Below are 15,687 nucleotides of genomic sequence, written 5' to 3'. Positions count from 1 at the left end.
TATAGACGACTCGCCGCAATCGCAGCTATCGATTCCGTAAATTCCACAGCGCCTGCGCGCTCTCGGCGCGGGTTGTCGTGCCCTGCGGATCGTACACGCCGTCAGCCCGGCCCTCGAGCAGCGAGAGCGCCGCACCGGCTTGCACAGAAGCGGCCGCCCACGGGCTGATAAGCTTCGCATCCAGGAACGATGCTTCACCAGCGTCCGCTTCCGGCGCTTTCGCGTCCGTTGTCGCTTCATAAGCGCGGACGATCATGACCGCCATCTCTTCCCGCGTAATTTGTTCGTCCGGCGCAAACACCGCTTCGTCCCGCCCGCTCACGAGACCGCGGCTATAGGCGGCAGCTACGCTCGAAGCGTACCAGGCTGCACGGTCAACATCCTTAAACGGTACAGCGGATGCATCTTTGGCGGGGCTTACTCCTAATGCCCGTACGAGCATGGCTGCAAATTGGGCGCGGGTAACAGGCTGTTCCGGAGCAAACAGACGATCGCTCACCCCGTCAATCACATGTTTCGCCGCCAGCTCCCGAATCGTACCGGCCGCCCAATGCTCCGCGCTCAAATCGTCAAACGACTTGTCATATTCAAGCACCGCGTAGCTGCTGAAATGGTACGCGTCGGCCTTCAGCCGTCCGTTCTCCCAAGCACCGCCGATATACTCGAGACGGCCCCGATCGTCGATGTAATAGATCCCGGCAAGCTTCTTATCCGCGGCAGGATCCACATCGAACACCAGTGTCACCGGCTGCTCGAACCGTTCGAGGGTCAGAGCCTTGCCGTCCTTCGTCACCACTGACAGCCCGAAAGCGTACACCTTGCCCGCCAGCTTCACGTCGGCGCCCGACCCCGACGCGCCTTGTGCGACCTGCGCATTCGCGGACGCCGCATCCACTTCCTTCACTTGGATCCATATATTCGCGCCCGCCGCTAAGTCCGTCGTCGGAATCAGCCGCTGCAGCTCCTTCAGCAAAGCCGGAGGCAGCAGCAGCGATACGTTCCCGCTCTTGATCTCCAGCAGCTTCGTACCGACCACGTCGGCCGCTGTCGCCGGAAGCAGCACTTCGTTCTGCTTCGCTCCAAGCTCTACGGTTACCCGATCGGTTCCGCCGCGGAGCGCTTCTTCGCCAACCATCTTCCGCTCGCCGCCTTGTTGGTTAGGGCTGCCGACACTACCGCTAACGGCCCCGCCGGTTCCTCCATCGTCATCGCCTGTATCGGGGTTTTGTCCGCCGTTACCCGGCCCCGGTGTCGTTCCCGACGTACGCGTCACCTTCATGTTGATCGTTTTCGTCGCCTGGCTTTTACGCCCTTTGTCCGTATACCAAGGCAGATTGAGCGTCGCTTCTGTCGGTTCGATGTGCAGCACGAACTCATTCAAGCCCTGCTTCAGCGCAAGCGCCGGAATTTCCACGTTCCCGTAGGCATCCATCGCCCCCTGCTCAATCGGTTGATCGTTAATCGTGAAAGCCACCCCATAAGGTACGACCGCCTTCAGCTTCACGTTCTCTTCCGCCGTCGAGAATACGATATCGTCCCCGTACGATATGCGCGGCATCGAAATCATCATCGGCATATCGACCCAGCGCAGGACGTAGTCGTTGACGGTCATTCGATTATCGCCCTGATTCGCAATGGTCAGCTTCATGTTCGTATCGGTGGAGCTGTACGCCCAGTTGCCGTAATCGGACGTATCGTTCGCCACACGGCTGTGGCTCGTAAACGCCTCGGTATCCCAGGAGCCGCGCGTATATTTGTACTCGATCGTTTTGCCGGCCATCATTTTGAACGAATATTCAACGACATTGCGGTCCGTCGCTCCGCTCGGCACCTGCAGCTTCGTGCCGCTGGCATTCCATCCGTTCAAGCTGCCCGCCAAATAAATATCGTCGCTCGTCGGCGTGTAGCCCGGTATTTGCAAACGCAGCGTCACATCCACCATGACCAGGCGCGGGGTGACCGATTTTTCGTCGGAGAACGCCCGATTGTAAGCCAAATCGTAAGCAGCCACTTGATACGTATACGCCGTATCGTTGCTGACCGTATAATCGATGTAGCTCGTCGCTGCCGCATCCAGCGTCGCGATCTTCCGGTAAACCGCATCCGTCACGGACTTCCGGTACACCTCGTAACCCGCCGCCGTCGCATCCGAAGCCGTCCATTTCACATGCGCCCGGTTCGACTCCACCGTGAAGTCAGCCAATACCGGCGCCGACGGCGGCACGACGTCGTATGGATCGGCATAAACCTGCAGCGTCACCGTAGGCGAAACGGTAAAGCGTTCCCCGTTATCGGTCGAAGCTTTCGCAAAATAACGGTATTCCCCGGATTCCGTCGGTTCGAACGACGCCCAATACGTCTTCGCGCCGCCGTTATCGGCTTCGTAACGGAGCTTTGTCTCCAGAGCGTCCGCCGGATCGGCGCCGTCCTTGTAATAGCCGAGCCGCGCAATCAAGTTCGGCGCCTCTTTGCCGGCGTATACCGGATTATCGGTGAGACCGCTGACGCTCAGATCAACCGTAATTTTACCGGTCGTCTTCCCGACGCCAAGATACACCGCATTCGTCACCGCAGACGGCGTATCGACGCCCGTAATCGTGTAAGCCGGCGTGGCGGCCGACATTTCGCTTAGGAAGCTTTCGCCGGCGCCGATCTTCGCGGTCACCGCGTAGTAATATTTGGTCCCATTGGTAACGTTCACGTCGGTATACGCGAGTCCGTTCGCCGTGCCGACCATGGTGAGCGATCCGCCCTCGATGGCGGCGCGATACACTTGGTAGCTTTCAGCGCCCGGCACCGCCGACCACCCGATTTCGACGCGTCCGTCTTGCCCTTGCGCCGTCACGCCGGTTACCTGCGGCACCATTTGCAGATTAACCGTCGACACCATCATCAGGCCGGTTTGGGCCGGAATCGTGAGCGTCAGCTTCCCGCCGGTCACCGTGCTCTCCACTTGACCGTGCAGGCGGTCGCTCAGGACCAATCCGTTCGGCAGAAACCCGGCCACGTCGGCCTCGATCGTGCGTTCCGCATGGCTGCGGTTGATGACCAGCATCGCGCCTTTCGCTTCATTTTTGCGGGCATAAGCGATCACATCGTCCTTGGCGTAAGCCGTCATGATTTCGCCGGTGCGGAAGACGGATTCGCTGTTTCGGATCTGCGCCGCCTTTTGATAGATCCCGAACAGCTCTTGGTACGCTCCATTGCCCTTAAAACCGCCGTCTCCCTCGGCCGTCACGCGTTCCCAAGGGAACGCCCGGCGGGAATCCGGGTCCTTCGTCCCCGTTACGCCAACCTCGTCGCCGTAATAGATCGTCGGAGCCCCTGGATAGCCCATCTGGAAAATAGCGGTCAGCCCCTGCTGCTTCAACGCGTTAGCGCTCGCTTCCGGCGCCATCGCCAGGTGCTCCTCCTCCCACTCCGGATGGTCGTACTTCGTAATCGAGCGCGTCGTGTCATGCGAGCCCACAAGGTTCATCATCGCCTGCCACGCTTCCCGCGGGTAATCCTCTCGAATCGACTCCAAAGCCTGATTCAAATTGTCCGCGTTACCGGAAGCGATGAAGTTTTGGATCGCTCCGCGGAACCGGTAATTCATCACCGAGTCGAACTGGTCGCCCAGCAAATAACGCGTCGCCACGCCCCACTCTTCGCCGATCAGCACGGGATCTTCGATCTTGCTGCCATTCGCGTCCGTGCGTCCGGCGGTGGATTTAACCGCCTGGCGGAACTTCGCCCACGTGCCTCCGGATACGTCCGGGGCTACGTCCAGCCGCCAGCCTGTCGTCCCCATCCACAGCCAGCGCTGCGAGCCGACGGCCTGCATCTGCTGCTGTGCGGACGCATCGGAACGCCCGGTAAGATCGTACCCGATCACATGATCGCGGTAATCGATGTTATTCCACTCATGCTGTCCCGGAATGGACAACGTATCCGCCGGCAAATACTCCGTAGGCGTCGTTTGCGGCTCTTTCGCATCCATAACCGGCAGCGAGTCGTAGCCCCACCAAGCGTCATATTTATAGTGAAGCCCGTCGTCATCCCGGTTTTTCACTTTCTCGTTCAAGACGGTAAACCAGCTGACGTACCGGAAATCGTCCGGCCAGCTGTAGTTCGCGCCTGTCATCGGATTGATGCGGCTTGTGAAGGAAGCCCGCACCTCCGCTTCCGCGTCGGCCCGCGCTTTCCCTTCGCCGTTCATCTTGTCGTACACCTTCGCCCAATATTCGTAGGCCCCGATCTCCGGGTATTTCTCATACCTGTCGAAATAAATCGAATCGTCGCCGACATGGTTAAACACGCCGTCGTTGATGACTTTAATGCCGGCCTCGCGGGCCGCTTTCGTAAAGTTTTGAAACACCTGATCGGACGCTTCGCGCGTCTTCACATAATCGAGCCCGGACTTCGGATCACCCGGTATAACGTATACCGGCTCCCCGAACATCGGATCGAGGTGCTTATAATCGGTGGCATCGTATTTATGGTTGGATGCGGCCCAAGCGACCGGGTTCAAGTACACCGCCGTAATGCCGAGCGACTTTAAGTATTGAAGCTTCTGCAGGATGCCTTGAATGTCGCCGCCGTAAAATTCATTCGTCCACGCGCCGTCGGACCTCGCGTCCGGATAGTAAGGCGCGTTCTCCGGCTTGAGGCGGTCCGGATTTTCCGGCATGTCGGACCACTCGCCCCATACTTGATCGGCCGCCGGATCGCTGCCCACGCCGCCGTCGAAGTACTGCAGCTTCTGGCCGTTCTTGCTCGTCGCATACTCCGGACGGTTCGCTCCGCGCGCGCCGTCCAGCAGCTTCGCCCGGTTGTTCGCCTCGCTCCCGTCAAAGAAACGGTCCGGGAAAATTTGATAGACGACCGCATGCTTGATCCAATCCGGCGTGCGGTAATGCGGATCGTAAACGGTCAAGTCGTAAGGGATTGCGCCTTCGTCGCTGACCGCACCGGCTCCGCCGCGGCTGCCGTCGTCGCCATACTCCGTTTTGGTCGAACCGTCGATAAGAATGAACTTATAACCCCAGATTCCGATTTTACCGGCGAAAGCGCTTTTCGGAACGGTGATTTCAAAATAGTCCTTGTCTTCAACGCTTGTCACCCGCCGCATCGCATACGAGGTCGAGAGCCCGTCGGGCGCGGTCAGCTCGGCTTTCGCCGTCTGCACGTCATCGCGCTTGGCGGCCATCCGCAGCGTCACGTCCTGCTCGCCGGCGGCAATGGCGCCGAACGGCTTTTTGTAAGTAACCGAGCGGCTGTCGAAGGCGAGCTGATCCTTCTGGATGTCGCCGTCGAAAGTGCCTTCCTTGGGCACGTAATCGTGCGTCAGCGTTTTGTTCGCCGCAGCATAGTCGATCGTGAAGGTGACCTCCGCCGGGTCGATCGTGACGAGTTTAACATTTTGGCCGTTAGCGCCGTAATCGTTGCCGTTCCAGCTGTCGCTGAAATTAACTTTGGCTTCGTACGAACCGGCCGGGAACGTGCGTTGGAGCTTGTACACGGTGCCGTTAAAGTTATAATCGACGAAAAATTGCTTCGCCTCGCTTGGAGACCACTCGCTCTCGCCCCACAGCGTTTGCAGATTGCCCACCAGCCTCGGCCACTGGGCTTGTGAGAGCGCAGGCACATACTGCGTCAGCCCCTGCACGTCCGGCAGCGAAATGCGAGCCTCGCCGATGGCTTCGTTGATGTAAAAGTTAACCTTCGTCGTCTCGGCAAGCGAGAAGGAAAAATTGTTGCCGTTGTGGCTGAATCCGTCCCAGGTGCCGCTTCGCACCAGCTTGAATTCGTAGCTGCCTGCTTCGAACACGCGGGAATACTGGTAGAAGTCCCCTACCAAATGTTTCATCCGAGTCTCTGCCGAATCGTTCGACCAGCCCTGGAAGCTTCCGACGACCACCCACTTCGTCGTCCCTCCCGGCTGATCCGTCAGCTCGTCGGCGGTAATGGCTGCTGCCGCCCTCGCTGGACCGACCGTCAGTCCGAACAGCGCCTGAAACAGCATAAGCGCGATCGTCAGGACGGCAACCCCTCTCAGGCTGCGATTGCTTTGCAGGAATGACATGACTTCATGAACCTCCTTTATGTACGTTTATATCCAGGCGCGGCATGGCTAACCGCGTAGATACCGGTTGGTGCGGGTCTTCTTGTCCGATCGGGCGGGCCGTACACGCAACCCGCTTCCGGTCCTTTCGCAGCAGGATCGAAGCGTGGCGGGAAAGAAGGGCGTTAATGGCCCCTTTGGCGCATAACCGACAAGCATTAAAGGGTTCAGAACCCGTGCAAACGCGAGATTTGGTATGCGCATACAACATGATGTAAACGTTTGCCCAATATCCCAAATATTGGGTTTTATTTTCATCTTAACACTTCGCTTCATGCGCCGTAAGCGGAAAAAATTGATCGTTTGGGGTGAAAATGTTGATGTACTCACCTCTTTGGCGCGCTGCCGTTCTACGGGCACAAAAATAAGGAGATGGGCAAACGCCCATCTCCTTATCCATCTGCCGCTATCGCGCCAATGCCTTACTACGTGTTAATACCGCGGCACGCGGGAACGGCCGCTTCGACGCTTACGTCCATTCGTACGGCTTAGTCGTACCGCCTTCTTCTTCGGTCTGGCGACGGCCGCTTGAACGTCGGCCACCACGTTAGCCAGCTGCTTGAAGACCGGGGACATCTGCTCGGCCGATTGCCAGATCGTATGGACTTTATCCATCGCAACCAGCAGTTCATCCAATCCTTCGTTCACGTTCCGGATTAAGCCCGGCAACCTGCTCACCATATCCATCACCCTTCGCTTATTCGGATTGTCGGATGCTGTATCTTATGCGGTAAAAGCCCGGTTTGGCTTAGGCGGATGTCCCGCTGGGGCGAAACGCCGCGAAAATGTATTTGACCGTCTGACTGGCCGTCTGTTCCGGATCGAGTTCGCTTTCCGACAGCATGGAGGCGTAGTTGATAATTTTTTTATGAGCTAACGCCGCTCCCATGACGAACATCCAGGCATGGTCCAACGAATCGAACTGAAAGACGCCCTGCGCACGGCCTTGCTCCAGCAGCTCGCGCGCTTTACGCCAAATCGGCGCCGTGAAGGAAGTCACGATCTCGGTGCGCGCCGAGCGCATCTCCAGCTCCTGCTGTAAAATCGTGCTGAACTCGATATCCTCCATGCCGAACATGATCACCTCGGTGACGAGCAGCCGAAGCCCTTCCACGGGATCTTTCAACAGCGTCTCGTATTCCGACATCCGTTGGCCGGGAAAAAAGTTCTCGAACAGCGCCCGAAACACGTTCTCCTTCCCGCCGAAATAATACGAGACGAGCGCGACGTTCGCACCGGCTTCCTCGCATATTTGTCTAACGCTCGTGCCGTCAAAGCCCTGTTTGGCAAACAGCTTTTTGGCGGCGAGCAGGATACGCATTTTCATTTCGGATTCGGCTGCAGCCATGCCGCATTCTCCTTCTCTGGGGACAGTTGTTTCTTCATTATGGAACGAATGGACACGAATCGCAAGGCCTGAAGCGGTATCCTTAGCGAGCGGGAACCGGTTCGCCGGTCTTTACAGCCGCCTCGTTCGGCTTGTTGCTTTCTTTACGCAAGCCGGTGGCAAGCAAGCCGGCCGCGGCGCACACGAGGAGAATGCAGGCAAGCGCTCCCGCATCCCCGGCCGCGCTCGGACCGCCGAACAGCAAGTTCATGCCGCCCTCCACCGCATAGGTCGCCGGCAAGTACTGGCTGAAGCTGTGATAGAAGCTTCCGAGCAATTCTCGCGGCACCATGGCGCCGGACGATACGAGCTGCACGGATAACATCGCGATATTAAACAACATGCCGGCCATCCCGAAAATGATCAGGAACATCTGCGAGAAGAACATGAACGTCATGAGAAACAGCGCCTGAAACAGCCATACGGAAACAAATCCGCCGGCGTGCTGCCCGCCCATCGCGACAACCAGGGACGTGCCGATCAAGGCAATAACGACGGAGGATGCGAGGTTAATCACGACGCGCGCGCCGAATTTGCTCCATCGGGAAAAGTCCGGCCCGAGCTGCATCGTGGCCTGCTGCACGTTCATCCCCATAATCATGGCGCCAACGAAAGACGCGAGCACCATCATCATCGGCACCATTTGGTTGTTCATGCCTTGAACCGTGTTCGTATAGGCAATGTTCGACTTCACTTTATCGGAAATGCCTTGAGCGATTGCCTGCGCTTGCGGTGCCGGAACTTTCGCCTGCTTCAACACCGCTTCCGCGCCTGCGACCGTCGCTTCTTTATTAACGGCGGCGGTTACGCCGGATGCTACGCTTTGCATCATGCTTTTGATCAACGCAGGATTCGATTCGTTAATGACGTACCGGATTTCGGCCTGCTGTCCTTGCGCCTGCAGCTGCTTGGAGAGGTCGGCGGGCAGGTGAAGCACCATCTGCACTTCACGCTCGTTCAGCTTGTCTTGGGCTTGGTCGAGCGAACTCTCTTTCACGAGCTGGAAAGGCAGGCTGCCGGCAAGCTGTTCGACAATGTTGGCCCCCATTGCGGGGTCTTCGTTGACGACAGCAATTTTCAACTGGTTGACGTTATCGGTTACTCCGTTGTATCCAGTCATCCAAATCAGGCTGAAAATGATTTGGAACATCATGGCAGTAGCAATACCGATGACGGTTGCGGGCTTTTTAAAATAAGCTTGTAACGCTTGCAGCATGACAATCTCTCCCTTATCTATGTATAGGATGTTTAACTTAAACATTTGTTTAAATTAAACGTTTGTTTAAATTATAGGCGGGAGAAATTTCTTTGTCAACGATGTTTTCAAGCTTTTTCCTGGGGGCAAAACAGGCATAAGGGGAAGGCGTTCATGGAAGGGCATAGATAGAACCCGGACCTATCGGCCAAGGCCTTCCGCAAGGCTCCCCGAAGATCTAACGCAGGGAGCCTTGTGACCTTGGCTTCAGCAGCAGGCCGCTCTTAAGGCCAAACCGCCGTCAGCCGGCGGGGTCAACCGCGGAACGAGCTGCGGAGAACGATGACGAGCAGGATGTACAGCACCAGGATGATCGCGGTAGACGGCCACAGGCCTCCGTGATGATGATGGTGGTGGTGTTTCTTCGGCGCGTAAATGTTAACTTCTTCATAATGAACGTTGATCGGAGCGCCGTACATCGGCTCCGGCATTTCGACCGGAGAAACGGCCATAGGCATCGGAGCTGGCATTGGAGCTGGCATTGGGGCCGGCATAGCGAACGGTTGATACTTTTCCATAGGATAAACACCTCCGTAATATTTGGCGGAGCCGCCGTGAATGCATGCAGGCGGTGGTCCAGGTCCGGGCGGACCGTCATAGTCAGGTGTTCCTCTCGAACACATCATCAGTCTATGGCCTTCCACGTTTGCGGATCACGGTATTCACCCATGTCTGGAAAATTGGACTCCCGCCCTGCGCCGAAACTGCCAAATCGGGCAAACCGCAGGAACCGGCGGGCGGCGTGAAGGGCGCATACCGCCCGCTTGCCTCGGCATCGCCAAACAGGAGGGTTCGGGCGCCCCGGAACTCGTCAGCAACAGTTGTTCGGACCGCTGCGAGCGGCAGAGCGGCAGAACGGCAGAACGGCAGAAGGCAGGCGGACCCTCCTCTCGTCTCCCCCGGTTTACAAACCGAAAAGAACCCCTCGAAGGAAGGGGTTCTTGTTGCCTTATCTATACGTACGGGTTATGCTCCCGCTCGTAACCGATCGTCGTCTTCGGGCCGTGTCCCGGGTAGACGATCGTATCGTCCGGCAGATCGAACAGCTTGCCATGGATCGAATCCATCAGGTCGCGCTGACTGCCGCCCGGCAAATCGGTGCGGCCGACGGACAGCTTGAACAGCACGTCGCCACCGAACAGCTGGTTGCCGTACAGGAAGCTGACGCTGCCCGGCGAATGGCCCGGCGTATGGAACACCTGGAAGGTAACTCCTTCCAGCAGCGTCAGCCGCTGGCCGTCGTCAAGCCCGTGCTCGGCCGGATCGGTCGTAATCGGCGCGCCAAGCTCGGGCCACCGCGCCGAGCCGTTCCGCTTCGGATCGGTGAGCCAGTCGCTCTCCGCATCGTGCAGATAGACCGGACAGCCTTTGCTGTGCCGCAGTTCGTCCACGCCTCCGATATGATCGAAGTGGGCGTGCGTCAGCAGAATCGCCTCGATCTCCAGATCGCCGATCCGTTTCAACAGCGGTCCGGGGTTCATTCCGGGGTCGATGACGACGCCCTTGTTCACGCCGGGAACGGTGAGCAGATAGGCATTCGTCTGCAGCGGTCCAAGCGAGAATGCTTCCACCTTCAAAACCGGTTTTTGTTCCATAGCCGGCGCCTTAGAACGTGGACAGCAGCTCGCGAAGCTCTTTCACGATGACCGTCTGGTAACCGGTGCCTTCACCGTACTGGCGGACCATCTCTTCGCGCGCGACTTTGATTTTATCTTGATAATCCGGGGCTTCACGGTCCGGGTTTTCCTGCTTGAACTTGTTCATAACCGCTTGCACGTGCGCCGGACGCGGTCCCCAATGGCCGAGCACGAACCCGCTGAAATCGGTAAAAATGACGATCGGAATCGCTTCGCCGCCCATCGTCAGGAAGTCGGCCATCACGTCCGGATGCTCTTCTTTAATCAGCACCTCGGTCGGAATGCCGGAAATTTCAAGCGCGCGGAATACTGCAGGCACGTTGCGTACAACGTCGCCGCACCAATCGGCCGCCAAAATCAGGCAGTGCAAATCGTCACGGTTGTTGAGCGATTCGAAAAACTCTTTGTCCGCCTCGTTCTCCCACGTGAACGCGTCGTACCACTCTTTGAACTTCTCCTGGTTTTTCGTCATCCCGCTTATAAACTGCTCGGGCGACAATCCTTTGCGCAGCTTGCTGCTCAAATTTTTGCTCATCTCGGCTTCATCCTCCTTGATTAGGTGTTGCTATGGATTATTGTACCAAAAAAAGTTCCCTTGCTCCAAATGATCTGCGTAAAATCGCTGGGAGCGAGGGAACCCGGAGAACGCCTCTTACTGGCTGTTTTCGGTAATCAGGCGTTCGATGGAAGCGACGTCTGCCGGACTGAGCGTCCGGGTCGGGCGATAGGTCTTAATATGCTGCACGAGCCTGTCCGCTTTCAACGTCGCAAAGGCGGGACTTGAGCCGATCAACTGACTGTCCGGATGGGTGAAGCAGACGATGCCCACGACGTCCGCACGCAGCTTATGCTCCTTCAGCAGTTCTTTCAAGACGCGCTCGTGCCGGTACAAATGCACCGTCGGATCTTGTCTGCCGGCCTCGCCGGTGCCGTCGCGAAGTGCATTCGTTTGCGCCCGGCCGAGACTGCTCTCGTCGAATCGAATCTCGCCCGATGCATGATTCGATTCGATATGAAAGACGCCGTTGGGCCCGATGACAATATGGCCGATCTGCTGCTGCGAGCCGCCGCCCTTGACCCGGAGGCCGTGAAGGATGCGGTATTCGCCTCCGATGTACTTCAATTGATGAGCTGTGGCATGCTCTCCATCGCTGAGTTCTTTAGCCGGTGCAGCCGGAGCCGTCCCGCTCCCCTCACGACGACGCGCCGCCCGGCGAATGAGCCATTTCCAAACAAAATAAAGCAAGGCAAGCGCGATCGCCCCATATAACGAAGGCTTCACATAAGGAGCGGCCACTTCATCGATCTGTTCCCAATTGTCGCCAAGCGCCTGTCCTAAATAGACAAACAAAATCGCCCATGGAATGGTCCCCAGCAGCGTGAAAAACAGAAACTTCCAAACCGGCATCCGCGCCATTCCGGCGGGAATCGAAATCGCTTGACGCAGCACCGGCACGAAGCGCGCCAGGAAGACCATACCGGGCCCGTATCGGTTAAACCAATTTTCCGCAATATCGAGATGTTTTTTCTTCAGATGCAAATACTTGCCGAATTTGTCAAGCACCGGACGACCGCCGTAACGTCCGAGCCCATACAAGATCAATTGCTGCAGCATGCAGCCGATCGTGCCGAATACAATGGCGCCGACCAGCGACACTTGGCCGCGGGACACCAGGAAACCGCCGTAGGCGAGCACAATCTCACTCGGGATGACCTCCAGGGCGAGTCCGAGCAGAATGCCCCATACGCCCAGCCCTTCAATAAAATGAAGCGCCGTAGTAATCAAGTTATGCAATAGCTCACTCATGACCTCACAGCCTCTTCCTCTCCCTATGATTTTCCGAAATATAGGTTAGCTTGCCGCTCTTGTCTCTCTCAAGCCTATCTTATTCTATCATAAGCCTGTTCAGACCGCAGCCCGCGATATGGGCGCGCAGCAAATTCACGGGACGACGCGGCGTTCGCTGTTTCAGATGCACGAGCCCGTGTGTGATCTCCTTCTTCCCGAGCGGAGCGCACGCCGATAGCGTCCCGGCGGCCAGCTCCCGACTCACCCCGGAACGGGGAACGAAAGCGATCCCCCAGCCGCTGCGCACCGCTTGCTTGATCATATCCAGCGAAGCAAACTCGGCGCGCCCCATCGCACGGGCGGCTTCCCCGCTCAATAGCGACTCCGCCTCGGACGTGTACATGCAGCGGCTGCCGAACCCGACCAGCCGGGCGTCCGCCGCCCCTCCCCACCCCTTGGCCCGAATCCGCTCGGCTCGTTCCGGCGAGGCCACCCAGATGAGCTCGTCGCGGGCGACCGGTTCAAACTCCATATCAGTCCATCCTCCCTCCCCCAGTCCCGGAATGAGTCCCAGATCGATGCGACGGTCGCGCAGCGCCTCGAGCGTGTCCGCCTGAAATCCGGCAGCGATCTGGACGTCGATGTGCGGATACTTGATGAAAAAGGATTGCAGCGCGTCCCATAAATAAGACGCCCCGAACGACTCCAACACCTGCAAGCGTACGACGCCGCGCGGCTCGCCGTGCTCCGCCAAGCCTTCTTCCAGCTCCGCGCCGAGCTGCAAAAACCGGTACGCATACGCCTCCAGCTTACGCCCCGCCTCAGTCGGTTCGACCCCGCGGGGAAGCCGATCGAACAACCGCTGTCCGACGCTTTCCTCGAGCAGCCGGACTTGCGTCGTTACGGTAGACTGCACATAGCCCAGCCTTGCCGCCGCTTTACTTATACTGCGCTCCTCCAACACCGCGATAAACGTGCGAAAAAAACGCCCCTCCAACCGGTCCAGCAACATCCGCCCACCTCGTTTACCCATCGAATTTACAAATACCAGATATCATAATCATTCGTTATTCAAATCCATCTGTCTCATGCTAGCATAAACGTATCATCGTTTCAAACCTATCCGACTCGATTCGTAAAGGAGCCTGCTGCATGACTACCTCTGCCTCTGACGCTTCCACTTCCAAAAGCTCGCCCTTGCGTCGAGCGCTCGCCTTCCTCGCGCCAGGCCTCGGCGCTTTCGCCGCCATCTTCGCCATCGTACAGCTCGGCGCATGGAGCGGCGCTCTGCTGCTGATGGCGCCGCTTGGCGCTTCGTGCGTGCTCGCTTTCGCACTGCCGGGCAGCCCCTTGGCGCAGCCGCGCAGCATCGTCGGCGGTCACCTGCTCAGCACCGCGATCGGGCTGGCGCTGCAGCATACGGTCGGTTTCCACGCCTGGTCGGCCGCACTCGGCGTCGGACTTGCCATCACGCTGATGCAGCTGACCCGGACGCTGCACCCGCCCGCCGGCGCCGATCCGCTCGTCGTCATGCTGGGAGGCGCCGCATGGAGCTTCCTCTGGACCCCCGCTTTGCTCGGGTCCGCGCTGATCGTCGCCGTTGCCTGGGCGTTTCACCGCCTCCTGCGGCGGCCGTATCCGCAGCGGTGGCGGTAACGGCGCACCGCGCGAATAGCCCTGCTTCGCCTTCGGGAAGCAGGGCTATTTACATTTTCGATTGTTACACATATAATTGTCATAGCAATTATTTATATGGGAGGAGGTGTACAGCTTTGTCATCTGAGAATCCGACTCTGTCGATGGGCTTTTTGATCGGGCAAACGTACCGCAAGATGGTCGGCATCCTCGCCGCGCGGTTTAAAGAATACGACATTACGACGGAACAGTTTTCGGTGCTTTGCCGGTTGGCTGAGCAGGACGGGATCAGCCAGAAGGAAATCGCCGCGCGCACGGTGAAAGATCAGCCGACGACGGCCCGCATTCTCGACTGCCTCATTCGCAAGGGGCTTGTCCATAAAGAAATGAGCGCAGCGGACCGCCGGTCGTTCCTCGTCTATTTGACCCCGCTCGGCCGGGAACGACTTGACGTGCTGCTGCCGCTCGAGAAAGCGACGCTGGCGGAAATTTTTGCCGGCCTTGATGCCGAAGATCTTGCCCGGTTCCGCGAAACGCACCTGCAGCTGCATCGACAGCTTGACGCGCTGCATCAACAACAGGAGGCCTAACCACCATGAATGTACAACAAGAACCACCTGCCGCCAAGCTGTGGACCCGGGATTTCATCCTGCTGACGGTCAGCAATTTGCTGCTTTATTTGAATTTGCAAATGATTACTCCCGCCCTGCCCGCTTATGTGTCCGACGCGTTCGGAGCCGATCAATGGGCGGTCAGCCTCGTGATCAGCCTGTTTGCGCTCTCGGCGATCGTCGCCCGCTTATTTGCCGGACGCGCACTTACCAAGGGGTCCCAGCGCACCTGGATCGTTCTGATCGGGCTGGGGCTTTATATTTTATCGACGGCAAGCTTTTACGCTGCGGGAGCTTTTGCTTTGTTTCTGGCGATTCGGGTTCTTTACGGCGTCGGCTTCGGGATGACCAGCACCGTTTACGGGACGATGGCATCGGATGTCATCCCTTTGAAGCGCATCGGCGAAGGCATGGGCTATTTCGGCCTCTCGACCGGCTTATCCATGGCGCTCGCTCCGGTGATCGGCCTGTGGCTGCTCGACGCCTACGGATTCGGCACGTTGGTGTTCGTCTCGACCGTGCTCGGCGCCCTCATCCTGCCGCTAACCTTCGGCATCCGCACTAGACGCGTGCCGAGCGGCTCGACCGGCCCTTCGACCACAACAAGCGCTACCAGCGCGGCCGTTCGCATCGCACCAAAGCCGCGGCGCAAAATCAGCAAAACGCTGGCCGTCCCTTTCCTGCTCAGCATGATGCTTTCCTTTACCTACGGCGGCTTGATCAGCTTCTTGGCGCTGTTCGGCAAGGAAGCGCATCTGGCCAACGTCGGCTGGTTTTTTCTCACCAACGCCGCGGCCATCGTGCTGATCCGTCCGATAGCGGGGAAGCTGTTCGACCTTAAAGGACATCGCGCCGTGCTGCCGCCTGCCGCGCTGCTGGTTATCGCCGGCCTCATCTGCCTATCGTACACCGCAGGCATCGCAGGCTTGCTCCTTTCCGCAGCCGCATACGGCCTTGGTTACGGCATGCTGCAGCCTTCGCTGCAAGCCTGGATGGTCAAATCGGTGCGTCCGGAGATGCGGGGCGCGGCGAACGCGGCTTTTTACAACTCCATCGATCTCGGCATCGCTTTCGGTTCCCTCCTGCTCGGCAGCATCGCAGCCGGCGTCGGTTACGCAATCATGTACCGCGCTTCGGCCGTCATCATGCTCGTCTTCCTGCTCGTGTACGGACTCGCGCTGTTGGCGGAGTCCAAAGCACTTCCGAAAGCGGCGGGCTAGAACGCAGCAAGCTTTCAGGCCAAGCCCGGACATGTTCAGACAAGCCG

12 protein-coding genes and 1 pseudogene are annotated in these 15,687 nt (G+C 58.3%); 3 read left to right on the top strand and 10 right to left on the bottom strand.

Translation table 11 applies throughout. The features are described from left to right. Positions 1 to 25: 25 nt before the first annotated feature. The 10 genes and pseudogenes from ACZ439_RS17400 to ACZ439_RS17355 form a co-directional block, all read right to left on the bottom strand. On the bottom strand, positions 26 to 6,067 hold the full coding sequence (locus tag ACZ439_RS17400) for an alpha-amylase family glycosyl hydrolase (protein ID WP_464619980.1): 6,042 nt from the start codon (positions 6,065 to 6,067) through the stop codon (positions 26 to 28). Between the two features lie 471 nt (positions 6,068 to 6,538). After that, positions 6,539 to 6,787: a hypothetical protein gene (locus tag ACZ439_RS17395; protein ID WP_054798303.1), complete on the bottom strand. Its 249-nt coding sequence runs from the start codon at positions 6,785 to 6,787 to the stop codon at positions 6,539 to 6,541. A gap of 67 nt (positions 6,788 to 6,854) precedes the next feature. Then, the gene (locus ACZ439_RS17390; protein ID WP_127608760.1) at positions 6,855 to 7,454 is read right to left on the bottom strand and encodes a TetR family transcriptional regulator; all 600 of its coding nucleotides are present in this window, start codon (positions 7,452 to 7,454) and stop codon (positions 6,855 to 6,857) included. Positions 7,455 to 7,536: 82 nt separating this feature from the next. Further along, entirely contained in the window at positions 7,537 to 8,709 is a 1,173-nt protein-coding gene (locus ACZ439_RS17385; RefSeq protein WP_464619979.1) for a YhgE/Pip domain-containing protein, read from the bottom strand. A 293-nt stretch (positions 8,710 to 9,002) separates the two neighbouring features. Continuing rightward, positions 9,003 to 9,266, bottom strand: a complete 264-nt coding sequence (locus ACZ439_RS17380) for a hypothetical protein (RefSeq protein ID WP_054798302.1) — start codon at positions 9,264 to 9,266, stop codon at positions 9,003 to 9,005. 435 nt (positions 9,267 to 9,701) lie between these two features. Then, positions 9,702 to 10,343 carry an MBL fold metallo-hydrolase gene (locus ACZ439_RS17375; RefSeq protein ID WP_054798301.1) on the bottom strand — a complete coding sequence of 214 codons (642 nt, stop codon included), beginning with the start codon at positions 10,341 to 10,343 and terminating at the stop codon, positions 9,702 to 9,704. 10 nt (positions 10,344 to 10,353) lie between these two features. Further along, the gene (locus tag ACZ439_RS17370; protein WP_054800338.1) at positions 10,354 to 10,920 is read right to left on the bottom strand and encodes a thioredoxin family protein; all 567 of its coding nucleotides are present in this window, start codon (positions 10,918 to 10,920) and stop codon (positions 10,354 to 10,356) included. A gap of 117 nt (positions 10,921 to 11,037) precedes the next feature. Then, positions 11,038 to 11,508 carry a nuclease-related domain-containing protein gene (locus ACZ439_RS17365; protein ID WP_230876211.1) on the bottom strand — a complete coding sequence of 157 codons (471 nt, stop codon included), beginning with the start codon at positions 11,506 to 11,508 and terminating at the stop codon, positions 11,038 to 11,040. 63 nt (positions 11,509 to 11,571) lie between these two features. Further along, a pseudogene (uptA, locus tag ACZ439_RS17360) lies at positions 11,572 to 12,192 on the bottom strand (undecaprenyl phosphate transporter UptA); the annotation flags it as partial. Positions 12,193 to 12,271: 79 nt separating this feature from the next. After that, positions 12,272 to 13,186, bottom strand: coding sequence for a LysR family transcriptional regulator (locus ACZ439_RS17355; RefSeq protein ID WP_464619978.1), 915 nt, complete (start codon positions 13,184 to 13,186; stop codon positions 12,272 to 12,274). A gap of 140 nt (positions 13,187 to 13,326) precedes the next feature. On the opposite strand from ACZ439_RS17355, the gene ACZ439_RS17350 reads away from it, so the two are divergent. The 3 genes from ACZ439_RS17350 to ACZ439_RS17340 all read left to right on the top strand — a co-directional run bounded on the left by ACZ439_RS17350 (position 13,327) and on the right by ACZ439_RS17340 (position 15,640). Further along, positions 13,327 to 13,830 (top strand): HPP family protein, encoded by a 504-nt coding sequence (locus tag ACZ439_RS17350; RefSeq protein ID WP_127608764.1) that lies wholly within the window; start codon positions 13,327 to 13,329, stop codon positions 13,828 to 13,830. 116 nt (positions 13,831 to 13,946) lie between these two features. After that, positions 13,947 to 14,399, top strand: coding sequence for a MarR family winged helix-turn-helix transcriptional regulator (locus ACZ439_RS17345; protein ID WP_464619977.1), 453 nt, complete (start codon positions 13,947 to 13,949; stop codon positions 14,397 to 14,399). A 5-nt stretch (positions 14,400 to 14,404) separates the two neighbouring features. Then, entirely contained in the window at positions 14,405 to 15,640 is a 1,236-nt protein-coding gene (locus tag ACZ439_RS17340) for an MFS transporter (protein ID WP_141336411.1), read from the top strand. Positions 15,641 to 15,687: the final 47 nt, after the last annotated feature.

This window comes from Paenibacillus sp. JCM 9796, assembly GCF_055379675.1.
Note: the sequence above shows the minus strand (reverse complement) of the source record. Positions and strands in the feature narration are given on the sequence as shown.